Source organism: Desulfoscipio geothermicus DSM 3669 (genome assembly GCF_900115975.1).
GTDB lineage: Bacteria > Bacillota > Desulfotomaculia > Desulfotomaculales > Desulfallaceae > Desulfoscipio > Desulfoscipio geothermicus.
The window spans coordinates 38,749-64,440 of the sequence record NZ_FOYM01000017.1 but is presented as its reverse complement, the minus strand read 5'-3'; the positions used below and the strand labels follow the sequence as shown (position 1 = coordinate 64,440).

General features: G+C 48.5%; 29 protein-coding genes and 1 pseudogene. 18 read left to right on the top strand and 12 right to left on the bottom strand.

All coding sequences use genetic code 11. From position 1 onward, the window contains the following. Positions 1-164 precede the first annotated feature (164 nt). The gene (cotE, locus tag BM299_RS11275; RefSeq protein WP_092484115.1) at positions 165-692 is read left to right on the top strand and encodes an outer spore coat protein CotE; all 528 of its coding nucleotides are present in this window, start codon (positions 165-167) and stop codon (positions 690-692) included. Positions 693-927: 235 nt separating this feature from the next. Here the strand turns inward: cotE (BM299_RS11275) and BM299_RS11270 are convergent, their stop codons facing one another. Continuing rightward, a complete protein-coding gene (locus BM299_RS11270) occupies positions 928-1,146 on the bottom strand; it encodes a hypothetical protein (RefSeq protein WP_092484112.1) in 219 nt (72 codons plus the stop codon). 97 nt (positions 1,147-1,243) lie between these two features. After that, a complete protein-coding gene (locus BM299_RS19360; RefSeq protein ID WP_165608284.1) occupies positions 1,244-1,420 on the bottom strand; it encodes a hypothetical protein in 177 nt (58 codons plus the stop codon). 313 nt (positions 1,421-1,733) lie between these two features. Between BM299_RS19360 and BM299_RS11265 the strand changes: the two genes are divergently transcribed. The 3 genes from BM299_RS11265 to BM299_RS11255 all read left to right on the top strand — a co-directional run bounded on the left by BM299_RS11265 (position 1,734) and on the right by BM299_RS11255 (position 4,644). Continuing rightward, positions 1,734-2,657, top strand: a complete 924-nt coding sequence (locus BM299_RS11265; protein WP_092484109.1) for a hypothetical protein — start codon at positions 1,734-1,736, stop codon at positions 2,655-2,657. Positions 2,658-2,812: 155 nt separating this feature from the next. Then, on the top strand, positions 2,813-3,370 hold the full coding sequence (gene cotE / locus BM299_RS11260) for an outer spore coat protein CotE (protein ID WP_165608283.1): 558 nt from the start codon (positions 2,813-2,815) through the stop codon (positions 3,368-3,370). 452 nt (positions 3,371-3,822) lie between these two features. Beyond that, positions 3,823-4,644, top strand: coding sequence for a hypothetical protein (locus tag BM299_RS11255; RefSeq protein ID WP_092484103.1), 822 nt, complete (start codon positions 3,823-3,825; stop codon positions 4,642-4,644). Positions 4,645-5,345: 701 nt separating this feature from the next. Here the strand turns inward: BM299_RS11255 and BM299_RS11250 are convergent. Together BM299_RS11250 and BM299_RS11245 are read right to left on the bottom strand one after the other, a co-directional pair. Then, positions 5,346-5,699, bottom strand: coding sequence for a hypothetical protein (locus BM299_RS11250; RefSeq protein WP_092484100.1), 354 nt, complete (start codon positions 5,697-5,699; stop codon positions 5,346-5,348). Positions 5,700-5,844: 145 nt separating this feature from the next. Further along, positions 5,845-6,135: a hypothetical protein gene (locus tag BM299_RS11245; protein WP_092484097.1), complete on the bottom strand. Its 291-nt coding sequence runs from the start codon at positions 6,133-6,135 to the stop codon at positions 5,845-5,847. A 198-nt stretch (positions 6,136-6,333) separates the two neighbouring features. On the opposite strand from BM299_RS11245, the gene BM299_RS11240 reads away from it, so the two are divergent. The 12 genes from BM299_RS11240 to BM299_RS19355 all read left to right on the top strand — a co-directional run bounded on the left by BM299_RS11240 (position 6,334) and on the right by BM299_RS19355 (position 18,102). Then, complete coding sequence (locus tag BM299_RS11240) at positions 6,334-7,458, top strand: hypothetical protein (RefSeq protein ID WP_092484095.1); 1,125 nt, start codon at positions 6,334-6,336, stop codon at positions 7,456-7,458. Between the two features lie 23 nt (positions 7,459-7,481). After that, positions 7,482-8,450 carry a GDP-mannose 4,6-dehydratase gene (locus BM299_RS11235; protein ID WP_092484092.1) on the top strand — a complete coding sequence of 323 codons (969 nt, stop codon included), beginning with the start codon at positions 7,482-7,484 and terminating at the stop codon, positions 8,448-8,450. Between the two features lie 11 nt (positions 8,451-8,461). Continuing rightward, positions 8,462-9,448, top strand: a complete 987-nt coding sequence (locus BM299_RS11230) for a hypothetical protein (RefSeq protein ID WP_245779741.1) — start codon at positions 8,462-8,464, stop codon at positions 9,446-9,448. Positions 9,449-9,516: 68 nt separating this feature from the next. Continuing rightward, the gene (locus BM299_RS11225; protein WP_092484089.1) at positions 9,517-10,533 is read left to right on the top strand and encodes a hypothetical protein; all 1,017 of its coding nucleotides are present in this window, start codon (positions 9,517-9,519) and stop codon (positions 10,531-10,533) included. Positions 10,534-10,558: 25 nt separating this feature from the next. Then, a complete protein-coding gene (locus tag BM299_RS11220) occupies positions 10,559-11,866 on the top strand; it encodes a protoporphyrinogen/coproporphyrinogen oxidase (protein WP_165608282.1) in 1,308 nt (435 codons plus the stop codon). Positions 11,867-11,989: 123 nt separating this feature from the next. Next, positions 11,990-12,973: a hypothetical protein gene (locus tag BM299_RS11215; RefSeq protein WP_245779740.1), complete on the top strand. Its 984-nt coding sequence runs from the start codon at positions 11,990-11,992 to the stop codon at positions 12,971-12,973. A gap of 26 nt (positions 12,974-12,999) precedes the next feature. Beyond that, on the top strand, positions 13,000-14,043 hold the full coding sequence (locus tag BM299_RS11210) for a glycosyltransferase family 4 protein (RefSeq protein ID WP_165608281.1): 1,044 nt from the start codon (positions 13,000-13,002) through the stop codon (positions 14,041-14,043). A gap of 20 nt (positions 14,044-14,063) precedes the next feature. Beyond that, positions 14,064-14,840, top strand: a complete 777-nt coding sequence (locus tag BM299_RS11205; protein ID WP_092484080.1) for a sugar phosphate nucleotidyltransferase — start codon at positions 14,064-14,066, stop codon at positions 14,838-14,840. Positions 14,841-14,968: 128 nt separating this feature from the next. Continuing rightward, positions 14,969-15,877, top strand: a complete 909-nt coding sequence (locus tag BM299_RS11200; RefSeq protein WP_245779743.1) for an SDR family oxidoreductase — start codon at positions 14,969-14,971, stop codon at positions 15,875-15,877. A 14-nt stretch (positions 15,878-15,891) separates the two neighbouring features. Further along, on the top strand, positions 15,892-17,466 hold the full coding sequence (rfbH, locus tag BM299_RS11195) for a lipopolysaccharide biosynthesis protein RfbH (protein ID WP_092484074.1): 1,575 nt from the start codon (positions 15,892-15,894) through the stop codon (positions 17,464-17,466). Next, positions 17,459-17,908 carry a dTDP-4-dehydrorhamnose 3,5-epimerase family protein gene (locus BM299_RS11190; protein ID WP_092484071.1) on the top strand — a complete coding sequence of 150 codons (450 nt, stop codon included), beginning with the start codon at positions 17,459-17,461 and terminating at the stop codon, positions 17,906-17,908. The genes rfbH and BM299_RS11190 overlap by 8 nt, the downstream gene beginning before the upstream one ends. Positions 17,909-17,943: 35 nt before the next feature. Beyond that, on the top strand, positions 17,944-18,102 hold the full coding sequence (locus BM299_RS19355; RefSeq protein ID WP_165608280.1) for a hypothetical protein: 159 nt from the start codon (positions 17,944-17,946) through the stop codon (positions 18,100-18,102). Between the two features lie 140 nt (positions 18,103-18,242). Here the strand turns inward: BM299_RS19355 and BM299_RS11185 are convergent, their stop codons facing one another. Continuing rightward, positions 18,243-18,713 (bottom strand): hypothetical protein, encoded by a 471-nt coding sequence (locus BM299_RS11185; RefSeq protein ID WP_092484068.1) that lies wholly within the window; start codon positions 18,711-18,713, stop codon positions 18,243-18,245. A gap of 168 nt (positions 18,714-18,881) precedes the next feature. On the opposite strand from BM299_RS11185, the gene BM299_RS20225 reads away from it, so the two are divergent. Continuing rightward, the gene (locus tag BM299_RS20225; RefSeq protein ID WP_092484065.1) at positions 18,882-19,418 is read left to right on the top strand and encodes a CatB-related O-acetyltransferase; all 537 of its coding nucleotides are present in this window, start codon (positions 18,882-18,884) and stop codon (positions 19,416-19,418) included. A 103-nt stretch (positions 19,419-19,521) separates the two neighbouring features. On the opposite strand, the gene BM299_RS11175 is transcribed toward BM299_RS20225, so the two are convergent. From BM299_RS11175 to BM299_RS11160, 4 genes are all read right to left on the bottom strand, one after another. Then, on the bottom strand, positions 19,522-20,961 hold the full coding sequence (locus tag BM299_RS11175; RefSeq protein WP_092484062.1) for a glycosyltransferase: 1,440 nt from the start codon (positions 20,959-20,961) through the stop codon (positions 19,522-19,524). Positions 20,962-21,042: 81 nt separating this feature from the next. After that, positions 21,043-21,264, bottom strand: a complete 222-nt coding sequence (locus BM299_RS11170; RefSeq protein ID WP_092484059.1) for a hypothetical protein — start codon at positions 21,262-21,264, stop codon at positions 21,043-21,045. 29 nt (positions 21,265-21,293) lie between these two features. Further along, on the bottom strand, positions 21,294-21,551 hold the full coding sequence (locus BM299_RS11165) for a hypothetical protein (protein WP_092484057.1): 258 nt from the start codon (positions 21,549-21,551) through the stop codon (positions 21,294-21,296). Between the two features lie 192 nt (positions 21,552-21,743). Continuing rightward, a complete protein-coding gene (locus tag BM299_RS11160) occupies positions 21,744-22,001 on the bottom strand; it encodes a hypothetical protein (RefSeq protein WP_092484054.1) in 258 nt (85 codons plus the stop codon). Between the two features lie 148 nt (positions 22,002-22,149). On the opposite strand from BM299_RS11160, the pseudogene BM299_RS20470 reads away from it, so the two are divergent. Beyond that, positions 22,150-22,512 (top strand): annotated as a pseudogene (locus BM299_RS20470) (Hsp20/alpha crystallin family protein); the annotation flags it as partial. A gap of 16 nt (positions 22,513-22,528) precedes the next feature. Here BM299_RS20470 and BM299_RS11150 read toward each other — a convergent pair. The 3 genes from BM299_RS11150 to BM299_RS11140 all read right to left on the bottom strand — a co-directional run bounded on the left by BM299_RS11150 (position 22,529) and on the right by BM299_RS11140 (position 25,541). Beyond that, positions 22,529-23,947, bottom strand: coding sequence for a vWA domain-containing protein (locus BM299_RS11150; RefSeq protein WP_092484048.1), 1,419 nt, complete (start codon positions 23,945-23,947; stop codon positions 22,529-22,531). Between the two features lie 218 nt (positions 23,948-24,165). Further along, complete coding sequence (locus BM299_RS11145; protein WP_092484045.1) at positions 24,166-25,011, bottom strand: zinc metalloprotease HtpX; 846 nt, start codon at positions 25,009-25,011, stop codon at positions 24,166-24,168. A gap of 80 nt (positions 25,012-25,091) precedes the next feature. Then, complete coding sequence (locus tag BM299_RS11140) at positions 25,092-25,541, bottom strand: MerR family transcriptional regulator (protein ID WP_092484042.1); 450 nt, start codon at positions 25,539-25,541, stop codon at positions 25,092-25,094. Positions 25,542-25,692 lie beyond the last annotated feature (151 nt).

Here is a 25,692-nt window from a genome sequence, read left to right as displayed (position 1 = left end):
TGATCTATTGTATAAGCTTTATATTTTGCGTAAAAAACAACCGCTTTTTTTCTCAGCGGTTGTTTTTACTTAAATTCATTTCTCACCAGGCACACCTTATATAATCGAAACATAATTTAATCAAAGGATAAAGTGTTCATTTATTACCTTAAGGAGGTGACATTATGCTCCAAACGGAATGGTCTAAATTAAAGCCGGATTCCGGACAATTCAGGGAAATAATCACTAAAGCGGTTTGTGGTAATATAAAAAAATATTTTCAAGTCAGCAAAGTAATCAAACCCCCGGAAGGTCAACAACCATCACAGATATTGGGATTTACAGTAACCAAATTCCAACTCACCGGAAAAACCGGCCTGCGCAAGGCAATGGAAAACCAAGAATCCGGTATCAATATTGGCGGGACTTTCGAAACACACATCTGGTATGCTTATGATGAAGGCAAATCCACCGACGTTGTAAAAGAAACCGTACCGCTAAAAGAAATTATCCCTATCACGGATTTTGCCGGTGATGAAACTAAGCCGATTGACGCCAGGGTAGAAATAATAAAACACCCTGAATGCCTGAAAGCTATTATTACCAAGGATAATAAAATCAAAATCAACCTTGAACTGGGAGTGTTGGCAGAAATAATAAGTGAAACCAGGGTTCGGGTGCGTATCTATCAGCCACACGAGGAAAGACATTAATTGCTGTTATAAAGGCCTTGCTTCTAAGCAAGGCCCTCTATAGTTTAACAGCGATGCATTTTTCATTCCCGGTTGTGAGCCACAGACTCATGCAATTTTATTCATTATTCATGGCCGATGTATGACCCATTTATATTTTTCCTATAGTGCCAGCAAAGCCCCGGGCAATTACCAGGGGCTTTGCATAGAAATGTTAATTGATAAAACTAGTAAATTTTATCAAAGACCTCAGATGTTAAATTGTGTTCTTTAATGTTTCAGCAGCAGATCTTTCTGTTTGGATACTGATCTGCCCTTCAAGTGTTTTTAGAAAATCGTTAAGGCTTGACGTTTTAAGACCCGTTTGCTTAATAAAATCCGTCAAATTGGGAGCCTTTCCGAGACCCGGATTGGTTCCTGGCTGCTGGAATAAATCGGCAACCTGGCTGCTGCTTAAAATTTTTTCATCTGCCAAAGCTTCATTCCCCCCTTATTGCATAACTGTATAGCCGTTAAAATCTGTTTAAAAATAATATGGAGAAAAATTTTTCTTCCATTCTACAGCCAAAACTTTAAATAAAAGCGGCTATTGAATTATATGGAATCCAAAGTATGCCTGCGAGTTGGACTGCGTCGCTTCTGGCATCAGTGACTAAAGCCGGGCCGGAAATAATTAACCCGTCTCCTACGTTCCAGGCGACCGTCGCCGGTGAACTAGTGATTTGCTTAATCCTGAAAACAGTTTCCATAAATTAAACCTCCTTGCATTAATGTTAAAATATACTATGATTTGAAGTTTTAGTTTGCCACATAACACAAAATACATTTTATTTGTCAATTACTTACAAATACTACAAACCATGGATTTTATTAAGAGATTTTAAATGCACCTCCCATTCAAACACAAACTATTTGCATAGTTACTACATTATTTTATGACAATTATTTACATAGTGTTACATAAATTGTAAAAAACTGCCCTGCACAAAAAATAATTATCCAACATATTTTAAATACATAAAATTTTTAACCCGACTTTCCTAAAAAAGGGGGGTGTTACCTATGGAAATTAAGAGCGTGAATGACCTAAAAGCTATGGATCCCCAGCTGTTAAAAAAACTGGGAATAAGAAAAGTTAACGCCAATGATATTGCCAAACTTGGTCTTCGCATTTTTAATGCCGGTGATATTGCTAAACTTAACACAAGGCCCTTTACTGCTAAAGACTTAGCGAAATTCGGTCTTAAAAACTTTTATACAGAAGAGTCCGTTGAACATTGGCTTAAAAATTTTACTTTTCAAGAGAGTCATGATCAAAACAGCACCCAACAAACTGATAACTCATCCGGTTTAAAAGCTGAGGTTCCCGACCAGCCGGCTGACAAGTCAAAAACTGCTGGTGAAGCAAATATATCAAAAGAAGCAGGTAGCGAAGAACAATGTAATGTAATAAGGAAAAGGCGCCCATATCCCAGGAGAGGGTGGCCATTTTTGTGGGGCCATCCCGCTTTTCGCAGGACAAGAAAAACTCATTTTAGTGCTGACCCAGAGCCGGAGGAAAAAGAAGAAATACTGTCCCAAGACAAAAACAGTGGTTTATCTAAAGAAACACCGGAACCCACTCCCCGGCAAACCGATAAAATATATCAAAAAGCAGATACAGTTGATTTGGCGGAGGGGGAAAACAGCAAAGAAAACGTACCGATTGCCAGTGAAAAGAGCGCCGGTGACCAGGATGAGTTACAGGAAGCAGTGATTAACTCCCAAGATAATTCCGGGGGCAATTCCAAGGATAAACATGAAGAAAATTCTGAGAATATTTCTGAGCAAAACTCAGATAACAACGATACTGTCTCTGACGAAGGGGAAGAGAATAAAAAGAGAATTTTTCAATTAGAAAGCATAAAAAAAGGAATTGAAATAAAAAGCAACCCTTACAAAGTTATTCCGCTAAAAGTTTGTATACCCAAAGCCAAAACAAACTAATAATTTTGGCTTATTTGCACGCATAAACAACCACACAGTATTTTTAGGATTTTTATCGCACACTTATCCCAACCTTAACATATTATATTTTGACAGTGCAAAAGTGGAGTACAAACGGGCACAGCATCCAATTAAGTTTTACGGGAGGGATAAAAGTGAATGAAGCGGCCGAAGCGAATAAAAGCATATTCGGTTCCCCAAGGGAAACCTTTCGAGAGATTATCACCAAAGCCGTATGTGGTAAGGCACAAAAATCGTTAAAATGCATTGAATTTATTGATCCGCCCCAAGGCGTAGTCCCCAACCAAATCTTAGGGTGTTCCGTAACTGAACTAAGGTTAAACGAACCGGAGGTGAAAGATGCAAGTAATAATGCAATTACCATCGTTGCCGGGGGAATTTTTGAAATACACATCTGGTATGCGTTTAACAACGAAAAGGAAACTGACGTTCTGAGACGGACGGTAAAATTTGCTGAAAATTTACCTTTCGACAATTACGATTGCCAAAATACAGGCTCGCTGGATGTCAAAATAACCGTAGACAAAAGCCCCGTGGTGATAGATTCGGCAATCATTGAAGATAACCGGATCAAATTGGACATAGAAATGGACATTTCCGCCGAAGTAATCGGCGAAACCAAACTCTTTATACAGGTGCATACGCCGGAGTATTATAGTGATTGCGATGATCATGATGAGGATGAGGAATAATAATACCGGCCGGGTTGCGGCTTAAAAGTGTTCGATAAAGCACGTCATTGACGTGCCTTTTTATTTCTTTCAACCAATGAAATATTTAAGATGGCTGATATCAGTATCGTGATTATTCTGCAATGCATTTCTGGTTGAGGATATCCTTTAATCTTAAATCAAGTAGCAAACCGTCCTCAATCTGCATATATTACCATAAAATGTAGAAAAGGAGGTTTACCCAATGCCATTTTTCCCACCTTTGTTTTTCCGGATTGGCATTCCTATCTTCCCCCTAATTTTCCCCTTCATTTGGGTGTTTTTGCCCATACTATAATTTAGGGATTAAAAATGGAAAGTGGGTAGGATTTCGTTCTACCCACTTTCTATATTCCTCTTTAAAACATTTGTAACCAAAAAAATCTAGTTTGAATATGTTAAAAAATAAATAAAAAGCGAGGTGGTTTCATTTTATGGCTAAACAGCTTTTACTAAATAGGGGATTTGAAAATGAATTTGACTGCTACATCACGCAAGGTTCAGTTTCAACGAACAATGATATTGCCTACAGTGGCGAAAAATCAGCGCAACTAATCGCTACTCCAACCGAAATTGCGGAAATATCACAAGTAGTTTACTTTATCCCTCCCTTATCTCCGGTCAAGTTTTCATTCTGCGCCAAGAGATTCATCAGCCAGGATGTAGAAAACGTATCGAATATTCGAGCTGAAGTTAATTTTATCAGCCCACTGGGCACTGTTATTCCACCCGGTATAGTCATAGCTATCAGGGGCCGTGACATTAGTAAGAAGGCATGGAATTATTATGAGGGGTACGCTGAGGTACCTTTATTTTCTATAGCGGCGCAGGTGATCATTCGCCTGGAACCCCCTGCAAGCGGGAGTAGCGGTTTACTGATTGACGACCTGGCGCTGGTTGCCGAAGTAGCCATGCCTGCACCGCCGCCGGCCCCGGCATCCCCTGAGCAACAGGAAAACCCAGCAGTTTCAGGTTCACCTTTTGTAAACCCGCCGTTTCCTGGTTTACCGTTTACACCATCGCCAACCCCGGTAACCCCAGGGCAGCAGCAAAACCCGGCGGTTCCGGAATGGCCTTTTGCTAACCTGCCGTTTCCCAATTTACCGTTTACACCGCCACCAACCTCGGGGATACCGTTCCCCGGCTGGCCCTTCTCAAACATGGCATTGCACACCACGGGTGCGCCGGGGCAAGAAAACCAGGATTCCAGCCGATCAGATGATGGTAACACTCCCGATACTGAAAAAAAAGAATAACAAAATAACCCGCTTTTTCCCAGGAAGGAGCGGGTTATTGTTTTTATCTACAAGGGGGTTCTTTGACTTAACCGGCGATTTAGCAAACACTACAATCTAACCGGCACATCCATTTCATCCACCAAACCAATGAGCATAATCTCCTGCAATTTTGTCCGATCAAGATGGGGTGACATATCTTCAATGGGCCTGTAAACCGTTTCCATATCCCCGTGGTGGCACCTTTATAGAAATTTCTCAATTTTGCATGCAACATTTTGGCTTTTTATTGAATAAAATACCACACTATTTTAGGAGGATTATGTATGCCGTCATAATGTATTATAAAAAACTGTAGAGTAAAAGCTGATGGCGTCCAGATTTAACTTTATAACCAGACGGCAGTGCAACAGCTGCTACAGCATCAACTGAGGAGACGGCTGCTTAATAGACGCTTGCGGAACGGCCGCCTGCGGGGGCTGCAATCTGTTTTATAGAGGCGCTTCCCTATGACGCCTGCGCAGAGGACCTCTGCGTAGTCGACGTGGTCCCATTCGTTCCCGGCATCTAGCGTTTGGAAGAGGTAAAAAATGATTCACCTCATTAAACATGCTTTCAAATGCCCCGGCTGGTGATGAAACCAATAAGGTGCGAGCAATATTACTATATCGCAACAAAGCAACACCTGGCACCGACCACCGACCACTGACGACCGACCCCCACTACAGGTATGTCCGCCCTTCCAGGTCGTCGGTGAGCACCCCGTTTACCAGCCAGCCGTGGTAGCCGTTGGGGCCGGGAATGGATACGGACGGGTACACGGTAATCCACGGTGGGGTACCGAAAACCGTCCAACCATGTTCTTGCCCGGCAAATTTCGTATCAACGCACCATATGTGGCCGTTTGGCAACTGGACACATATGGGAGGCCGTTTTCCCTTAAATTTTTGCTTGTATTCGGGGGATAACTCGCTGTGACCGTTTATCCAGGGCGCGAACCACATATCGCCCGGATTGGGTTTGATCCCGTGTTTTTCAAGTTCTTTTAGTTCCACCAACCGGCAGGTCCAGGGCATTTGTTTCACCTACTCGCGTTGTAGTATGGCCGCGGCTGCGCTCGCGGCCTTTTGGGCATTGATAACCCCCGCCCCATGGAATGTTGGGGTCCAGGTCGTCAAGTGGACTCTGTTATGTCATATTATGAAAAAATAGTTGGATGTTCTACAAAAAAAGTAAAAGAGGGACAGACACCGCAAAAGGGGACTGGCTCCTTTTGCGTTTTTTGAAAAAGGTGCCTGTCCCCTTCTTTACCTGGCCCCCTTTTACCGAAGCCTGTCCCCTTTTTGGTATACCATTTTTAACCATGTTGGCATTTGGTTTACCTGCATTACCCATCATTTTCCCTTTCCTTTGGGTATTTCTCTCTTTTACCTTTCCTTTTGCTTTAGGGTTAGCACTGTGTTGATTCCACCCTTCACTTGGCTTGCTCCAACCTAAGAGGATTGATAACAACCCGGGGGTCCCAAACCCCCGGGTTGTTATCAAATACGCTGGCGGGAAATCCTTGTTAATTCAATTTTGTTTACATGTGCCGTCAGCTGTTTTTTTGTATTCCAAACAGTGTCAACGCAGGGGGAAAAGGAATATGATGTTACTAAAATTCAGTAAAAAGCAACATTATGATGAAGATTTTGGGAGGTGAAGAGGTATTTGAAAGTAGATAAATACCCCCACTATCTTTTTGGCCACCTGTCATGGTCCCCCCGGCCGGATGTGGCGTCGAATACTGCCGAGTTTAAACTGATCATGGCGTTCAGGCGTGATTTTTTTAACGGCAGCGGAGCGGACGGATATCCGGTGCGGGGTGATAAAATACTTGACACCGTCGGCGGCAGCAGCCTGGCCTTTGGCGACGGGGTATTTACCGGGATGCTGCGATTTTTGGTAGTTGACGATAATGAACAGGAAAACTGGATTCTGTGCCGGGCGCTGGACCCGTCAACCCAAAATCCAACCATTCTGCATACTTACAGCGAAGCCGTTGACCCGTATACCGGCGAGCCCTGGCAGGCCGGCGTACAGAGCTGTTATCGAATCGGCGGGCCGGAGCACGTCAACAACCCGGAAGGGAGTTATAGGTTAGTCACTCTAGTAGATTTTTTGACGCTTAACAGCTCGCCGGTGGCCATCGCCCCGGTTACTGTCAATGCGCCGTGTAATGCCATTTTTTCTTTCCCCATTGCAGCAGTGGACCCCGACGGAGATGATCTAACCTGCCGTTTGGCCACCGGTGTTGAGGCCAGCGGGTTTGCCGGCGGATTTGTGCAACCGGGGCCGCCCCATGCGCCCAATCCATTGACCGTGGATGCCGAAACCTTTGTGGTAACCTGGGATACCGCCGGTACGGAACCGGGGCAGCTATGGTCTTATCAAATTGTGGTTGAGGATGGAAAAACCCGGGTCGGCGTGGATGCGCTGATCCGCATCATTGAGCATAGCGGTGAGCCGCCGCGGTTCTATGGCCCTGACGGGACTTTAACGGCCAAGGTGGCCGTACCCTTCAGCGTGGATATTGCCGCCGATGATGAAGACGATGAAATTGTCGATGTGAAATGCGTCAACCTGCCGCAATGGGCCTCCCTGGAAATAATAACGCCATTGCCTTCCCGGGAGGCAGCAGCCAGGATTACGGGTACGCCTGAATTTGTAGACAGGGGAATGCATGCCGCGCTGGTTATTTTTACGGATAACCACGGCAACCAGGCAATCAGTTCCCTAATCATCGACGTTGACGCCGGAGCGATTATGCAATTCCATCCCTGCCAGGGCGCTTGATCAAGTAAAAAGGTGAGATGTAGATGAGTTATTGGAAGGATAAGAATGTTTTTATCACCGGCTGCACCGGCTTGCTGGGCAGCCATTTAAGCGAACAGCTGGTTGAGTGCGGCGCCAATGTCGTTGGTTTGGTGCGGGATTACGTGCCCAGGTCCAGGATTTTTTTTAATGCGGAATTGCAGCGCAAGATGGTGGTTGTGCGCGGTAACGTCGAGGATTACCACCTCCTGGAAAGGGCGATCAACGAATACGAGATCGATACGGTGTTTCACCTGGCGGCCCAAACCATAGTGGGCATCGCCAATAAAAACCCGTTATCCACTTTTGAATCCAATATCAGAGGCACCTGGAACATCCTGGAGGCATGTCGCCGGAACACAGGAGTGAAAAGGATTATTGTGGCTTCAAGCGATAAAGCTTACGGCGACCAGGAAAACCTGCCCTATAGCGAGGAAACACCCCTCCAGGGAAAGCACCCCTATGACGTGTCCAAAAGCTGTTCCGATTTAATCGCCCATGCCTATTACCACACCTACGGTTTGCCGGTGTGCATTACCAGGTGCGGGAATTTTTACGGGCCCGGCGATTTAAATTTTAACCGGCTGGTACCCGGCACCATCCGCTCGGCATTGCGGGGGGACGCGCCGGTGATCCGCAGCGATGGAACTTTCATCAGGGATTATTTTTATGTTAAGGACGGCGCTGAAGCGTACATGTTTTTAGCCCAAAAAATGGATGAATTGCCCATCCACGGCGAAGCGTTCAATTTCAGCACTGAATTGCAAATCACGGTCATTGAACTGGTCAGGAAGATCCTTTCATTAATGAATTCCAATCTTGAGCCGGTTGTTAAAAACGAAGCCGGCAATGAAATTAAGCATCAATATCTGAGCACGGAAAAGGCCAGGCATGTTCTTGGTTGGAAACCCAGGTATTCGTTGGATCAAGCCCTGCTGGAAACCATAGACTGGTATGCCCGGCAGCTTACTTGAGGTGAACGGCGTTGAAATTTTGTTTTGTAAGTCATGAGCCCCCGTGGGAAATGCACGGCAAAAAATACAGGTTGGAAATTAACCATATGGAATACTGGGCTACGGTTATGGGGGGAACCTGCTATTGCGGCCCCGCCTTTGACATGGGCTATTACAACCTGGATTATGATCATTTCAGTGCATACGACCTGGTAATGGTTGCCCTGAGGGAAGAATTAGTTGAAATAGGCCTTAAGATCAAAAAGCTGTCAACCACCAGGGTGGTGGTATTTTTAGGCGCGGAGATGGAGGCCTTCACCAGCGGCATGCCGCGCGACAAGCAGGCCAAAATGGTGGAGCTGTTAAATATCGCCGATGCCGTGGCTGTGCTTCATAATGAAAGCATTCCTTTCGTAAAGTTATTGACTACCAAACCGGTGGACCTGGTGGGCCTACCGTTTCCGTTGGAGCGGGTGCGCAAGATATGCCCGCCGGTGCAAAAACGGGAGGAAATTGAGCTGGGGAGCATCATGGGCGCTCACTGGCAGCGGAACAGGAACGGGCTGGTCAACGTGGTGGCGCTTGCCGAAATCGGCTTGCCCGGCACGGTGGATGCCTGGCACCCGGTGGAAAAAGAATATGTGGCGTCAATGAGGGCTTACCTGCCCATCCCGCCCATTCGCTTTCGCGAAGCCTTCGGCTGGCAGGATTATATTACCGAAGCCAACAAGTCGCTGCTGGGCCTCCACCTAGATTACAGAAACACCTGGGGCAGATTTCCGGTGGATTGTGCCGGCGTCCGCATGCCCTGTGTGGCTCCTCCCACCCTGCTTACGCAAAAAATACTGTTTCCCGGTTTGTGCGTGCCCTACTACGATATCGACGGAGCCAGAAATTTGGTGCACAGGCTGGTTTCGGAGCCCGGTTTCTACGAAGAAACGGTTGCCTACGCCGAATCGCGGTTGGAATTCTTCACCCCTGAGAGGACCATGGAAAGATTATTGAATTTGCTGGGCTGATATTCGCCGACTACTGACCACCGACGACCGACGACTATTTTCAGGACAGCTAATTGAGGTGAACCGTTTTGAAGTTTTGCCTGATCAGTTTGCTTCCCCCCAGTGAATTGGACGGGGAAATCTTTACCCATGAAGTGAACCAGATCTCCCAGTGGGCCACCATCATGGGGGGAACCCACTATAACGGCGTCTCTTTTGACCTGGGATATTACGGACTGCCCTACGATTTTTTCAGCGAGTTCGACCTGGTTATGGTGGCGCTGCGCTCAGAACTCATTGAAGTGGGCATAAAAATCAAGGAGCGGTCCACGGCCCGGGTGGTGGTGTTTTTTGATGCGGAACTGGAGCATTTTACAACATTTTTGGACCGGGAACTACAGGTAAGGTTTGTCCGGTTGCTGAATATGGCCGACGCGGTGGCGGTTCATCACGAAAATCATATCCCCGTGATCAAAAGATTGACCCCAAAACCGGTTGGCGTGGTGGGCCTGCCCTTCCCTTTAAAAAGAGTGCGGGAAGAGTTATGCCCGCCGGTGGACAAAAAGATAATCATCGACCTGGGCAGCGCGCTGGGGAAATTGGTCAGCCGCAACGGGCTGGTTAATTTGGCGGCTCTCACGGAAATCGGGGTGCCCGGGGCCGCGGATATGCAGGATCCGGAGGAACTTTATTATCTCAGGATCATGAGAAAATTCATGCCCATTCCTCCTATTCACTTCAGGGTGACCAGTTACAATCCGTTCAGTTCGGATAACCGGGTCAGGCTATGGGAGGAATATATCTCCCAGGTCAATTATTCCATGTTGGGGATTCACCTGGACTTTCGTCAAACCTGGGGAAGATTCCCCATTGACTGCGCCGCGGTCAGAATGCCCTGCATTTCCACGCCGGGTTTTTACGCCCAGCAAATCCTTTTCCCTGATTTATGCGTGCCATACCAGGACGTTGAGGGAGCGGCCGGACTGGCCAAAAGGCTGTTGAAAAGCCGCAGTTTTTACGAAGAAGTAATGGACTATGCCGAGTCCAGGCTGTCCTTTTTTGCCGAAGCGGCAACGAAGCAAAGATTGCTTAATTTACTGGGCTAACCGGAGGGAAAAGGAGGGGGACGGGATGCGCGGGGTAGTCACGCTGGGCGCCGGCATAGCGGGCTTGAGCTTTTCTTACCATTTCAACCATGCAACGGACATTTACGAAAAAAAACAAACCTGGGGCGGGCGCTGCCGTTCCCATACGGTGGAAGGGTTTACTTTTGACGAGGGTATTCATATTTCTTTCACCCGGGATGACCATGTCCGGCGACTGTTTGCCGAAAGTGTCGCCGGCAGGTACGGTGAGTTTGCCCCGCTGGTATTGAATTATTTTCAATCCCACTGGGTGAGGCATCCTGTGGAGTCCAATTTGAAAGGGCTGCCCGCGGAACTGGTGGTGCAGTGCCTTTTGGATTTCATCCGGGCGGAGCAAGCCGGCGGGCAGCCGGCCGGAGAAGGCGGGCAAAATTACCATGATTGGCTGGTGGCCCGGTTTGGCCGGGCTTTAACCAGGCACTTTTACGGTGCTTATACCCGAAAATATTGGACCGTAGAACCAGAACTTTTGACCACCGATTGGATTGGACGGCGCATTTACCGGCCCGGCCTGGATGAAGTGCTGCGGGGCGCCTTATCCGGCCGGTTTCGCAACGTCTACTACATTAAAAGTTTCCGGTACCCCGACCAGGGCGGCTACCAATCTTTTTTACGGTCCCTGGCGACGGAGGCCGAAGTTTATCACGGGTTTGAAGTTGTCGAAGTTGATTTGAGTCATAAGCGGCTGGTTTTTAAAAACGGTTTTGAACGTTACTACGACAGGCTGGTTTCGTCAATACCGCTGCCCGAGCTTGCCCGCTGCATCAAGGATTGCCCCCGGGAAGTGCGGGAGGCTGCCGCCAGGCTCGCCCATACCAGCGTGGTGCTGGTAAATCTGGGTATCGGCAGGGGGGACCTGGCCGGCGACTGTCACTGGTTTTACATTTACGATGAGCGGCTGCTCCCGGCCCGGGTGCATTTTACCAGCAGTTTGTCCGCGGCCAACGCTCCCCCGGGCTGTACCGGAATCCAGGCGGAGATTTACCATTCTCCCTATAAGCCCCTAAAGCTGTCCATATCCGGCATTCTGGAAAAAACCATTGAAAGCCTGGTGGAAACGGGTATTCTCCAGCAGCATGACCGGATCATTCTGGCCGATTGTATGAACATTAAATACGCCAATGTGCTGTTCAACCGGGATTATCAAAAAAACCGGGGCTTAGTTCTGGAATACCTGCGGGGAAAAGATGTCCATTGCATCGGTAGGTACGGGGAGTGGGCTTATTTGTGGAGCGACCAATCGCTGTTGAGCGGCAAGCGGGCCGCGGAAACGCTTGCTAAGGTTACCGGATGACGCTACTATCCAGTTGCGCTGTTTTTACAGCAAGAATAAAATCCAACCGGCGCAATACTGGCACCTTAAAACCGGCGACTGATACCGGCAAGCGGTTGCGGAAAATTTGCGAGGTGAACCCTGTTGAAGTTTTGCATTGTCACGTGCTATCCTTTCAATCCTTACGTGGACGGAATGGTGAGCACCCTGGAAATCAACAACCTGCACATTTGGGCCACTGTCATGGAGGGAATCCATTACAGCGGCACCGGTTTTGAACAGGGAAGGTACGGGGTGGGTTATGAATTTTTCAATAACTTTGACGTGGTGATGGTTCTGGTCCGGGACGGTTTAATTGAGCCGGCCATAAAAATCAAGCAGCGTTCCAAGGCCAAATTAATCGTTTATCCCGAGCCCGAGCTGGAACATTTCACTTCTTTTACCCCGCGGGACGCGCAGGTCAGGCTGGTAAAACTGCTGAACATGGCGGATGCGGTGGCGGTTCCCAACGCGGAAACTGTTCCCTTCTTTCAAGCTATAACCCGCAAACCGGTTGGTTTTATCGGCCTTCCGTTTCCTTTAAAAAGAGTGCGGGAAAAGCTTTGCCCCCCGGTGCAAAAAGAGGAGGAAATCCATCTCGGGAGTTTTATGGGTTCCTACTGGTCCCGCAACGGGTTGGCCAATTTAGCAACCCTGTCGAAAACAGGCCTGCCGGGTGCGGTAGATTTGCAGGATCCCAAGGAAAAAAAATACGTTGAACTGTTCGGCAAACATATTCCGCTTCCCTCCATAAGGTGTTACCACTCCGTTTCCTGGGATCATTACATTGTCGAGTTAAATAAGTCCAGTTTGGGTGTGCATATGGATTTTCGCCTGACCTGGGGGAGATTCCCCATTGACTGCGCCGCAGTGCGAATGCCTTGTATCGCGCCGCAGAATTTATATACGCAAAAGATTTTATTTCCGCGTTTATGCGTGCCGTATCACGATATAGAACAGGCGGCGCAACTGGCCAGGAAATTGCTGTTGGAGCGGGCTTTTTACGATGAAGTAATGGAGTACGCAGAATCCCGGTTGCACCTGTTTGATTACGAGGAGTCGAAAAAGAGACTTTTAAATCTTTTATAATATAAAAAATGACCTGGAGGCTGGATATGCAAATAGATCAAATCACCCCGTTATTGAAATACGGGGATGCGATCAGCCATACCGTCTTATATCTGCAGGAGAGGTTGAAAAATACGGACGTTGTTTCCAATATTTATACCCCGACCGGGGAGCAGGAAATTAGCGGAAGATCATTGGATTTTAATGAGTTTCAGGAACCGGGGAATCAAATTATCTACCATATGTTCATGGATTCCGAGGCGGCACAATTTATGGCGGGGCTTAAAGCGCGGCAAAAAATAATGGTTTACCACGGCATCGTCCCACCGGAATATTTCAGCGACTACCCGTCCAGGACACATCAGTTGAGGGGCCGGGAGGAGTTAAAATTTTTAAAAAATGATATGGACCTGGTCATTACCAACTACAAATACCACGAGCGAGAATTGCACGAACTGGGTTTTGAACGCACGCTGGTACTGCCGCCGCTGATCAACCTCGGGGATTACGACCGGGAGCCCGACCCGCACCTGTTAAAGCTGTATCGCGATGATCACGTCAACTTGCTGTTCACCGGTCGGATCAGCCCCAACAACAAGCAAGAAGACATTATCAGCGTATTTAATTACTATCACAAGCGAGTTAATCAAAAATCACGGTTGTTCCTGGTGGGCGAATACCGGGGGAACCCGGGCTACTATCGCAAGCTGCTGGCGCTGGTAAATGAGTTGCAAATTAAGAATGTCTTTATTACCGGGCGGGTTTCCTTTGCGCAGCTACTGGCGTACTATCAAGTGTCTCATGTCTTTTTAAGCATGAGCGAATACAACGGCACCTGTACGTCGCTAATCGAAGCCATGTATCTCAAGGTGCCCGTCATCGCGTATCATTTCGGGGTCGCGGCGGAGGTCCTGGGGGAGGCCGGGCGGTTGATCCGCGACAAGGATATTCGGGAAACAGCCCGGCTGGTTGACCGGCTGGCAACCGGCGGGCAAGCGAGAGAGCTGGTTTTGGAACGTCAATCCGCGAGAGTTGCCGGTTTTCACCCGGATCAAGTGTTTCCAAATTATCAAGAGGTCTTAAATCTTTAATTCCGAAAGGGGCAGCACTGGTGAAGCCTAAAGTGGTTATTCTTTGCGGCGGAAAAGGTACGCGCCTGCGGGAAGAGACTGAAAACAAGCCCAAGCCGCTTGTTAAAGTGGGCAATTTTCCAATCCTGTGGCATATCATGAAACATTACGCCCATTACGGGTATAGCGACTTTATCCTGTGCCTGGGTTATAAAGGCGAACTGATCAAGGATTACTTTATTAATTATAAGTTTTACCGCTGGGACCTGCAGCTGAATTTAAAGTACGGCATTAAATCGTTCATGCAGGATATGGTCGAGGTTGAAGACTGGGACATTACTTTTGCCGACACCGGCCAGGAAACCAATACGGGCGGCCGGGTCAAAAAAATTGAAAAGTATATAGACGGGGATTATTTCTTCTTAACCTACGGCGACGGCCTTTCCAACGTAAATCTCCATGAACTGGAAAAGTTTTTCCTGCGCAAGGATAAGATTGGGGTGATCACGGGTATCAGGCCGCGTTCCAAGTACGGGGAAATTGCCGTTGACCCGAAAGGCGTTATCACTGAATTCAAGGAAAAACCTTTGCTCGACAATTTTATTAACGGTGGCTTTTGTGTCTTCAGCAGGAAAATTTTTGACTACATGGATGAAAATTGCATCCTGGAAAAGGAAGTCTTTGAACAGTTGGTCAGCATGCGGGAACTTGCCGTATACGTGCACGAAGGTTTTTGGAAGTGCATGGACACTTATAAAGATTACCAGGAACTGAATAAAATGTGGTACAGCGGCAATTCCCCGTGGAAGGTGTATTAGTCGCCGGTCGTCCGTCGTCTGCCGTCGGAAAAAAAACGCAGTGCAGGCACCGACAAACTTCGTAAAATTATGTTGAAAAGTAGCGAGATGTTGCGGTGCCTGGCACTGACAGGAAGGTGCATTAATTGATGCCTGGTATTGAATTATGTCGAAATGTTGCGGTGCCTGGCTCCATGTTAATTATCGGTACTTCCGGATTGATCGGCAGTTGTTTGTACGAAGCATTGAAAGGTGATCACCAGGTTACCGGCACATTTTTTTCCTGCCCGCAAAAAGGTTTGATCAAACTGGACATGACGGAGCGGAACCAGGTCCGTCAATTAATGGAGGAACTGGTTCCCGGTGTGGTGTTTATTCCCGCAGCCATGCCCAACGTGGAAGCATGCGAAGAAAACCCGGGGCTCTGTTATCAAGTGAACGTCGAAGGGGTTGGTTATGTTTTAGAGGCCGCCGCCGGGGTCGGGGCCAAAATCGTGTATTTCAGCACGGACTATGTTTTTGACGGGGCGGCGGGCCCTTATGGTGAAGATGAACCACCCAACCCCATATCCGTGTACGGCAGGGCCAAATATGCCGTGGAACGGCGGGTTCAGCAATCCCGCAGCCCCTGGCTCATTATTCGCACCACGGTGGTCTACGGTCCCGAACAGCAGGGGAAGAATTTTGTATTGGGCTTAATCAGGCGCGTTAAACAGGGCGCGGTGGTGAAAGTTCCCCGGGACCAGGTGGGCACTCCCACTTATGCCCCCAATTTATGCCGGGTGGTTAAAGAGCTGGTTGAGCTGGGGGAAGAGGGTATCTACCACGTGGCCGGCCCTGATTTGCTAGATCGCTATCAATTTGCCCTGGAGGCGGCTCAAATTTTCGATCTTGATCAAAACCTGATTGTGCCCGTTACCACGGCGGAGTTGGGTCAAAAAGCCCCTCGACCCCTGGCCGCGGGGCTTAAAGTTGACAAGGTACGGGCCCGGGTGACAACTCCTTTGACCGGCGTGCGGGAGGGGTTGCGGGAAATGAAAAGGGCACTGCAACAATAGCGAGGAGGAAAAACATGCCTTATCAAGCGGGGGATATTGTAAAAATAAAAGATGGTGTCGCCCTGGTGGCCGTCTGTGAAAGTAAAACATGTCATGTCTGGCCGGTGACAACGCCTGCACCCCGGGGAGCGGCTTACGTCCTGGAGGCGGCGGATATCGCCGCTGTGGACCAAAGACTGGATCTGCCTTTGGGGGTTGATTTGGACTGCCGGTTTAAAGTTGGCGCCGGTGAGATCCAGGGCACGGTGGGAACAATTACAGCATCCTGCCTGGAAAAGCTCTGGCGGGGCGATTTCGCCCGCCGGGCCGGGCAATATTACAACCTGTTCCACCGGCCGGCGCCTTTTAAGCCGAGCCAAACCTGGATATCTTGCTCCGGCAAGGTCTATGACGAGAAGGAAATGGTTAATTTAATCGACGCCGCGCTGGATTTTTGGCTGACCGCCGGCAGGTACGCGTCGAGTCTCGAGCAAAAACTGGCCGGTTATCTCGGGGCGCGTTACTGCCTGTTGACCAATTCCGGGTCTTCGGCCAACCTGCTGGCCGTTTCCGCCCTTACTTCGCCTAAACTGGGCGAGCGCCGGCTCAAACCCGGCGATGAAGTAATCACCGTGGCCGCCGGTTTTCCCACCACCGTTACGCCCATTGTGCAAAACCGCCTGGTGCCTGTTTTTGTGGATGTGGACCTGGAAACATACAATGTCAACACCGGGCAGTTGGAGGCCGCCGTCGGCGCCAGGACCAGGGCCATTTTCCTGGCCCATACCCTGGGCAATCCGTTTAACCTGGATGCCGTGACGGAAATCGCCCGCAAATATAATCTCTGGTTGATTGAGGACAACTGCGACGCCCTGGGTTCAAAATACAGGGGTAAATATACCGGCACCTTCGGTGACCTGGCCACCGTCAGCTTTTACCCCGCCCACCACATTACCACGGGAGAGGGAGGGGCGGTCATTACCAGCGACCCGTTGTTAAAGCGCATCGTGGAATCTCTCCGCGATTGGGGCAGGGACTGCTGGTGCCCGCCGGGCCATGACAATACCTGCAAGCGGCGGTTCCAGCAGCAACTGGGGGACCTGCCCCGTGGTTATGATCATAAATATACCTATTCGCACCTGGGCTACAACCTCAAGCTTACGGATCTGCAGGCCGCCGTGGGGCTGGCCCAGCTGGCCAAGTTGCCCGGTTTTATTCAGGCCCGCGGGCGGAACTTCCAGTTGCTATCCGAAGGCTTACAAAAGCACAGCGACCGGTTTATCCTCCCGCGGGCGACGAAACATGCGGACCCCAGCTGGTTCGGCTTTTTGCTTACCCTGCGGCCGGGTGCGCCCTTCACCAGGCAACAGTTAATCAATTACCTGGAAGAACGCCGTATCAGAACCAGGCTGCTGTTTGCCGGGAACATGACCCGGCAGCCCGCCTTCCGGGGGGTGGAGCACCGGGTGGCGGGGGATTTGAAAAACACCGACATAATTATGAACAATGCATTCTGGATCGGCCTGTACCCGGGGCTTGGTGAACGGGAAATCGAGTACATCCTCGATACCTTGGACAATTTCATTAAAGGGGTTGAAGCCGGTGATTGACGGGGTTGTGATTAAACCGCTCAGGCAAATTCCCGATGAGCGGGGCAAAATCATGCACATGTTGAAAGAGACCGACCCGGAATTTGAACGGTTCGGGGAAATCTACTTTTCTGTGGTTTACCCCGGCGTGATCAAGGGGTGGCATATCCACCGGCGGATGACCCTTAATTACGCCGTGGTTGCAGGAATGATCAAGCTGGTGCTGTATGACGAGCGGGTAAATTCTCCTACCCGCGGGGAAATCCAGGAAATATTCATTGGCGAGGATAACTACTGTCTGGTTAAAATTCCGCCCATGGTGTGGAACGGGTTCAAGGGCGTGGGCACCCAAAAGGCCATCGTGGCCAATTGCGCCACCATTCCCCACGACCCGGAGGAAATCGAGCGCCTGGACCCCCTGGATAACCATATCCCCTATAACTGGGAGCTGAAACACCGGTAAAATTAAGAGCCCCCTGTACCCGCAGGGGGTTCTTATTGCCGTTAATTTCGGGACTTTTTTTAATTGTTTTGGAACATGAAAACGGGGCAGAAAGTAGCTCCTACCCCGTTCCGTTTCATTTAAATTATGGGCAAAAACACCCAGAGGAAGGGGAAAATGAGGGAAAAAAGGGAAATGCCAACCCGGAAAAATAAAAATGGCGGGAACAAAAACATTGGAAAGCCCTCCTTTCGTTTATTTTATGGCAATATATGTAAATTAAGGTTTTTTGTTATTCTTTGCAGCCTCCGGTTTTAGGCATTGACCCGCCGGGGAATGCGGGTGGTGCAACCGCTTAGGCAACCAGTGACAGGTTGTCAACCAGCAAGCCGCTGGTCCCGCTTGTAGGCAGTTCCAGGCGGATTACCATCTGGGCGGCCACAGTACCTAAAGGCACTTCACCATATTCTTCATAGTAATTCCATCTTGTTTTAGATATATCGCGGCCCCTGATCGCGATGACTATGCCCGGTGGTATGGCTATGCCCAGCGCACTGAAGAAATTTACTTCAGCCCTTACGTTGGATACGCCCTGGATATCCTCGTTGTAAAATTTCCTGGTAAGAAATGAAAACTTTACCGGAGTGCCGGGGGTTAAAAACATAACTACTTGCGATAACTCAGCAATTGAGGTTGGATCAGACAGCAACAGCGCCGATGTTGTGCCGCAGTAGGCAATATCTCTATATGCCGATACGGTGCCCTGGATGTAAAAATTTAACAGCCCGTTTTCAAACCCCCTGTTTAGCAGAAGCTGTTTGGCCATTATATCACCTCGGTTTATTTTTACACTTATAACCTATTCTCCCAAGTGTTTTTTGGTTACCGGGTAAAGAATTTTATATAATTATGAGATTTTACCATGATCGTGTAACGTGATTAATTATTTAACATATACTGGTTAAAAACTGATAAACAAAAAAGGGGTGGGACAATGCCAATAATTATAGGTAGAAATACGATTGCGCAACCCGTTAATTTTTTGCCCTATGATATCCGTGAGCTTATTCAGATCGGGAATTTTTCCGGTCTCGCGCTGGGGGTTAAAATATTTGGTGGCGGTGAGCACTACTCAAATAATGTGGCTAACTATCCTTTAAAGACATTTTATTTTTTTACCGGGGAAGTTCATAAGGACGGTTTCTCCAAAGGCCCGACCATCATTGGCAACGATGTTTTGATATTGTATAACGCCACGGTATTATCGGGGGTGAAAATAGGCGACGGCGCCATTGTCGGGTCCTGCTCGGTGGTTACCAAAGATGTCCCCCCGTACGCCATAGTTGCCGGAAACCCGGCCAGAATTATCAAGTACAGGTTTTCGGAAGAACAAATCAAGGCTTTGCTTAGAATAAGATGGTGGGACTGGAGTGACCAAGAAATAAAGGAGTATGAAGAGTACTTTTTTGCGGGTGTTGATACATTTATTGATAAAGCATTTAAAAAAATGGAAAAGGAAGGCAGATTATAAGAATAAAATAACTCGCCGCCTGGTCTACAATAAAGCCAAAGCGACGAGTTTTTTTTGTGCGCTTAAATTGCACCCGGACTGTGTCTGAAATTATTATTCCCGGTTAAAAAAGCCCGAATATTCCTATGCCGGACAGGCGATCCAACAAGAACTCCTTGTGAAAAGCCGCCCGGTTAAAATATCTCAGCTCCTCCCGCCTCCGAAGAAATGAAGATTCCGGGGCAATGTTATCATAATGCGTATGCCAGCCGGCAGCCCTCTCTTCGGGATGCCACCGGGGCTTTCTGTCGGCAAAAACCTTTTTCTCGCCGTGGCTCTGAGATCGTATGGGGTAATGCTTCATCAGGAACTTGTAAGGAAATACCCGTCTTCCAGCAAAAGCAATTTCGTGCCCGCCTGAGAAAGATAACAATACGGGTTTACCGGTATTTTTCCAAGCATTTATTCTGATGAAATCACCGGGATGCTTGCTGAATTCAAAATACTTGAAGTAACGCTCAAAATCAGAACCTGGTGCAAAGCCATTGTCCACGGGGCAGAATGTGATCACGGTATGATCAATGGCGTTAAACCCCATGCGGTCGGCCCGGTAGATTCCTTCTTTTAGATTCACGCCCGGCCACGGTGATTCTCTAATTTCGTCCACATCATGGTGAATGAACCAGTCTGCGTTTATTTTCTTTGCCAGTTCTTCCGTCCGCTTAAGTAACCCTTTCAGGTGGAAATAGCTTTCGCGACCTCCCGGGGGATATCTTTCGCTTCCCAGGAAAAAGTCATTTCCTTCAAATTGCTTGATAATTTCATAAGTAGCATCCGTTGACCAGTTTTCGATTACATACACATAGATTTCCTGGTCAATTAAACGTTTAATTGAATGATAGATAATATCTTCTTCATTATACGCCGCCATTATGGCTACTACCTTAAAACTATCGGGGCAGTTGCATTGTAGATTATTTTTTTCAATTATTGAAAGAATGATGTTTTTTTCGCGGCTGGTACCGTCGAGTGCAAGCCCCGTATGGGTTATATTAAAGCCAAAAGATAATAGAAATTGTTCAAATTCCTTAAGATTCCATTTGGGCGCCGGCGATGAATGCGCAAGCGATCCCCTGCTGGTTATATCCCGCGCCAAATCTGCTGCAGGGGCGGATAACAAGCATACCGGGGCATAATCCATCCATTTTTTAATTGTTGCAAGTAAATGATGGGGGTTATTTAAATGCTGGATAACATCTGTACAAATAATAACGGAATTGCTTAATAACTCTTGGGGCAGACTTATGCTTCCCGGGTTTTCAAGGTCGTGTTCCAGCCATTTAACAAAGGGGAAAAGCATTTTATTTAAATGAAAATCGAAACCGGAACCTATGCCGATAAATTGAAAATTTGGGTGAAAACCGGCAAGACTCGCGCCATTCCCGCCGCCGATATTAATTATGTATTTACATTCATAGCGGTGCCCCAGGAAGGCGGCAAATAAATAGATATACGGCTGGTAGGTTATGCCTGGAAAATTGCTTTCGTGAATTTTTTTAAACATATTAGCAACTCCTTTTTGTATATTAGTAACCCGCCGAAAATTACTGTATATCCGTCTGTCAACAGCCCCGGTAAGCCAAAATTATGATTCCGTCTTTCTTATCAGAAGGTCAATAATGTCGGGATCATGCAAATAATTCAAGCGGCTTGCAATTAGATTCCTGTCACCGTTGACCCGGCCAATTGCGGCATTGTATTTGTTATTGGTTTTCCAATCCTGCATATTGTTATCGCCGTAAAATACTCCTGAATTATACTGGATATGTGACAAGTCAATTTTACCAGGGTAAATTTTAATTTCCATAGTATATAACCCTCCTATTAATTACCCTCCTAATCGAACAATGCCCGGGAAGAAGGAGCATTCTGCCTTTCGTTGCAGATCATGTCCTGGCAATCCGGGTCATTAACCTCAAAGGACGCATCAGCCATGACATTACGGTCTCCGTTAAGCCGGTCGAAACCATTATTCATTTTGTTATACGTTTGCCAGCCTATAAAATAATTGTTCCCGATGGCCACTGCTGAGCCGGTATTAACTTCGGCGATGCGTATCGTATGTATGTTAATTTGTAATGACATCCCGGTCATAAGGTTTTATCCCCTTCCCCTTGATTTATGTATAATATGCCCGGCCTGCCCAATTAGTGATTTTTAGTGAGAAATATAACTTTTACGCAAACCTATACTAATTAACAGGTAAAGGACGTGCAATTAATGGACGAAAAAATACACCCCACAACTACCAATGGTAACGGCGGGGTGCATCGAATAAAGATATTGTTAAATAACCTCAACAACGGAACCACCGGTGGGAGAGGGACCGATAGTATTGTTGGTTGGACCGTCAAGCAAATCACAATCCTTGAGAATATTAACTCCTGAAGGGATTAAATTCAGGTTGCCGCCTACTTCCCCGACACACAAATTTGTTTTGGTGGTAATACTCCAACCGTTGGATACGTTCTTACCCTGATTCAATTTGGAATTGTTGCGAATGGAGTTTACCTGAATACCCCCGGTAATTACACTTACAGCCATGGTTCATCCCCTTTCTTTTTAGTATTAGTCTATGCCGTAAACTGATCATTAGATTTTCTATACTAATTAAAATCAAAACATTAACCAAAAACCCCGCTGTGGAATAGATTATTATAAAGTTTTTTATTGGGGATCCGGTGAAATTATTATGAATATACGCGATTTTTTAAAAAAAATGGTTCCCATGGATGATGAGCTGATCGATAAAGCCTTTGAACAAAAACTGCTTGACGAAAATTTTCTGATTGATCTTTTTGAACCGAACCAGGGCAAGGGCATTAGGCTGCCAGCGGATATTTACGAGGGTTTTGATAAATACATAATAGTTATCGATATGCCGAGCATTACCCACCCCGGCGAAATTGATGTAAAAGCAACAGGGATGAAATTGCATGTCCAGGGGGTCATATCCAGACCGGGTGATATTTTACCCGACTACAACCTGGTCAATTCGGAAATAAACACGGGCAAATTCCGGCGGGAAATAAAACTGCCGGGCCCTGTTGACATTAATGACATAAAACAAATTACAAAGCATGCATGGCCCGCTCCAGCTGAGCCAGGGTGTTGCTTTCCAAAAGGCGCACCTTTTTGCGGAATAAATCCACCGTGCGGACTTCCCGCCACAAACTGCGGGGCAGCGTATTCAGCCAGAGCACGTCCCTGACGTTCCTTTTCATTTCTTCCAGCTGGCGCGCGGTATCTTCAGGGTGCTGGGTCCTGGTGTCGCTGACGATAATCACAAAGGTTTGCCTGGTTAGCAAGTTAGCGTAACCCGCTGTAAATGTCCGCAGCGCCTCCGCCAGATTGGTGGTCTTGCCCCATTGCTCGCTCTCGGTCATGACGGCGGCCATGGTGCCGGCAAACCCCAGTCGCCTGCGCAATTGGGGCGTGATGCGCTCCAGGTCTTCAGCGAAGATAAAGGTTTCAATGTCCCGCACCACATCTGTCAGGCCGTACACAAACTGGATTATCAACCGGGCGTACAGCGCCATGGAAGCGGAAACGTCGCATATCAGCACCAGCCGCGGCTTTTGCACCCGTTTGCTGCGGTAGCGCAGGTAAACGGGCGTGCCGCCGAACTGCACGCTGCCCCGCACGGTGCGCCGAATGTCGATGGCCCGCTTCTTGCGGCTGCCGCGATAGCGCCGGGATAAACCGGTGGCCAGCCGGCGGGCCATTTTGCGCATCAGTACGGTAACCCGGGGCATATCCTGTTCGCCGATGGCGCGCATATCCCTCTCCAGCAAAGATTCCTCGGGCTCACCGGTCAAGTCCCGGGATACCGCGCGCACCACCTCATCCACCGCCTCGTCGCCGTAATAAGTCACTTCTTCTTCCTGCCGGATAATCCCCGTATCCTCCTGCTGCCGGTTCAGGTGGTACCGCCAGTAATCCAAAGATGCCTGCACCACCTGGGCAATCAGGCTGGACGGGTCGTTCACCGGGTTACCCCGGTAATGTTCCAATAAATTGCGAATCCTGTTTCTTTCCTCCTCCGGCAGGCGGGAATAAGTCTCCAGTTGCTCGTCGGTCAGATTTAACTGTTCCGTGGCCCCGCCGGCCCATTCCCCGCCGCTGCGGGAAACTCCCTCCCTGATCTCGGCCGCCGAGTCTTCCATTAGCTGCTCCCGCTGCTCCACTTCCCGGGCCTCCTGCCGGCGAAGTTGTTCCTTTACCTCGTACGGCACAAAAAACCTGTCAAAGGCCAGGTCAAATACCCGGGCTTCCCGCTGCGTTTTAACCAGGGTAGCCCGCAGGGCCAGGCGAAACTGCTCCCGGTCCAGCACGTCCACCGCGGCCAGCGCCCGGGCGGCGTCGGCCAGTTCCGAAGTGCCGGTCTTCAGACCCAGGCTGCGCAGCACGGCCACAAAACGGGCCAGTTGCGCAAAAAATTCCGCCGGCTGTACCTGCCGGCCGGTAAACAACAAAGATTGATTACACATATAGACTCACCTGTTCATCTTTTTCACTATATTATATTACGCCCACTCCAACCCGCCATAAAACCCGACATGGCATAGCGTGATATTGATCACACCGGAAGAAGGAAAACCATTCCCTTCCATGGAATATATCATAACAGGAAACTGGGTGGGGCGGCTATAGCTGACACCAAAAAGCAGGTAGTTTGCCTAAAGCAAACTACCTGCTTTTATAAGCTTTACACCCGCATACTTCTCAGCCGCTCCACCCGTTCCTGGATGGGCGGGTGGGTGCTGAACAGCCTGGCCACGGAGGCTCCCGACAGCGGGTTCACGATGAACAGGTGTGAGGTGGCCGGGTTGGTCTGCATGGGAATGCGGTGGGCCGCTGACTCCAGCTTAAGCAATGCGTTGGCCAGACCGTCCGGCGAGCCGGCAATCCGGGCACCGGTAGCGTCCGCGCCGTATTCCCGGGAGCGAGAGATGGCCATTTGCACGATCATGGCCGCGATGGGCGCCAGAAAGGCCATCACCAGACCGCCCACCAGGCCGGCACCCCCTTCATCTTCATCATTGCCGCCCATACCGAATATGGCCGCCCACTGGAAAGCGTTGGCCATCATGGTGATGGCGCCGGCCAAAGCGGCTGCAATGGTACCCACCAGGACGTCCCGGTTTTTAATGTGCGCCAGTTCGTGCGCCAGCACGCCTTCCACCTCGGAACGGTTCAAAATGCGCATGATCCCCTCGGTAACGGCCACTGCCGAATGGGCCGGGCTGCGCCCGGTGGCAAAGGCGTTGGGCTGTTCGGAAGGAGTAACGTAAAGTTTGGGCATGGGAATGCCGGCCCGCTGGGACAACCGCCTGACAATGGCGTAAAGTTCCGGTGCCTCGGCTTCGGAAACGGGGTAAGAGCGGGTCATTTTAATGGCAATTTTATCGCTGTAAAAGTAGCTGAAAAAGTTCATCCCCATGGCAATCAGGAAAAACAGCATGGCGCCGGATTCGCCAAACATGGCGTTACCTATCAGCACCAGCAGGATGGACAGCACGCCCATTAATAACCAGGCTTTTAATGTGTTCATTTTTCTCCAACCTCCCCATTTATCATATATTTTGTATCATATCCAAAGAAGCAGGTCTAAAATTGGCACCGGTGGTAAATTTACAGGTTGCAAGTTATTTCATTGATATATAGCATTAATGACTGTACTAATGCCATACTTTGCACCATGATTCTGTTTCTCAGCGCGGCGGCCTTTTGGGCGTCCAGGCCGACAACCGCAGGCTGTAGTTGCAAAAGTTGTTTTTCCAACTGTTTTAGCTGATTGCGCAAGACATCAATGTTAATTGCGTTGTCTGTAATGCTGCCGGCTGCTTCCGTTTGAGCAAGGTCATCCAAACGCTCCAATTGTTCCCTGATCTCTTCCAGGGTAAACCGGTTCGCCTTCATGCCTTCAATGATATGCAGGCGTACGAGGGATTCTTCGGTATAGTACCGGTAATTGTTTTCCGACCGGATGGGCTTTAATAAGCCCAGATTGGTGTAATAATCTATGGTTCTTTTGCTCACCCCCGCTTTTTTGGCTATTTGACCTATTTTGTACTTCCTCAACTCCCCAATGCTACCACCTCACCTCTATTATAACCGGAAACCTGCAAACTGTACAGTAAAACGTTATGCTAGAAATAAAATAAAACACAAAGGGGATAGGCACCTTTTTCAAAATACGAAAAAGGAGCCAGTCCCCTTTTTTTCATGTTAT

Excerpts from the sequence above, each read along its gene's own strand:
- BM299_RS11185 (WP_092484068.1), bottom strand. The coding sequence starts at position 18,713 with ATGGCCAAACAGCTTCTGCTAAACAGGGGGTTTGAAAACGGGCTGTTA.
- BM299_RS11220 (WP_165608282.1), top strand. The coding sequence starts at position 10,559 with ATGCGCGGGGTAGTCACGCTGGGCGCCGGCATAGCGGGCTTGAGCTTT.
- BM299_RS11235 (WP_092484092.1), top strand. The coding sequence starts at position 7,482 with ATGAGTTATTGGAAGGATAAGAATGTTTTTATCACCGGCTGCACCGGC.
- BM299_RS11250 (WP_092484100.1), bottom strand. The coding sequence starts at position 5,699 with ATGCCCTGGACCTGCCGGTTGGTGGAACTAAAAGAACTTGAAAAACAC.
- BM299_RS11165 (WP_092484057.1), bottom strand. The coding sequence starts at position 21,551 with ATGACCGGGATGTCATTACAAATTAACATACATACGATACGCATCGCC.
- BM299_RS11265 (WP_092484109.1), top strand. The coding sequence starts at position 1,734 with ATGGAAATTAAGAGCGTGAATGACCTAAAAGCTATGGATCCCCAGCTG.
- BM299_RS11170 (WP_092484059.1), bottom strand. The coding sequence starts at position 21,264 with ATGGAAATTAAAATTTACCCTGGTAAAATTGACTTGTCACATATCCAG.
- BM299_RS11150 (WP_092484048.1), bottom strand. The coding sequence starts at position 23,947 with ATGTGTAATCAATCTTTGTTGTTTACCGGCCGGCAGGTACAGCCGGCG.
- rfbH (WP_092484074.1), top strand. The coding sequence starts at position 15,892 with ATGCCTTATCAAGCGGGGGATATTGTAAAAATAAAAGATGGTGTCGCC.
- BM299_RS19360 (WP_165608284.1), bottom strand. The coding sequence starts at position 1,420 with ATGGAAACTGTTTTCAGGATTAAGCAAATCACTAGTTCACCGGCGACG.
- BM299_RS11175 (WP_092484062.1), bottom strand. The coding sequence starts at position 20,961 with ATGTTTAAAAAAATTCACGAAAGCAATTTTCCAGGCATAACCTACCAG.
- BM299_RS11160 (WP_092484054.1), bottom strand. The coding sequence starts at position 22,001 with ATGGCTGTAAGTGTAATTACCGGGGGTATTCAGGTAAACTCCATTCGC.
- BM299_RS11210 (WP_165608281.1), top strand. The coding sequence starts at position 13,000 with ATGCAAATAGATCAAATCACCCCGTTATTGAAATACGGGGATGCGATC.
- BM299_RS20225 (WP_092484065.1), top strand. The coding sequence starts at position 18,882 with ATGCCAATAATTATAGGTAGAAATACGATTGCGCAACCCGTTAATTTT.
- BM299_RS11200 (WP_245779743.1), top strand. The coding sequence starts at position 14,969 with ATGCCTGGTATTGAATTATGTCGAAATGTTGCGGTGCCTGGCTCCATG.
- cotE (WP_092484115.1), top strand. The coding sequence starts at position 165 with ATGCTCCAAACGGAATGGTCTAAATTAAAGCCGGATTCCGGACAATTC.
- BM299_RS11255 (WP_092484103.1), top strand. The coding sequence starts at position 3,823 with ATGGCTAAACAGCTTTTACTAAATAGGGGATTTGAAAATGAATTTGAC.
- BM299_RS11145 (WP_092484045.1), bottom strand. The coding sequence starts at position 25,011 with ATGAACACATTAAAAGCCTGGTTATTAATGGGCGTGCTGTCCATCCTG.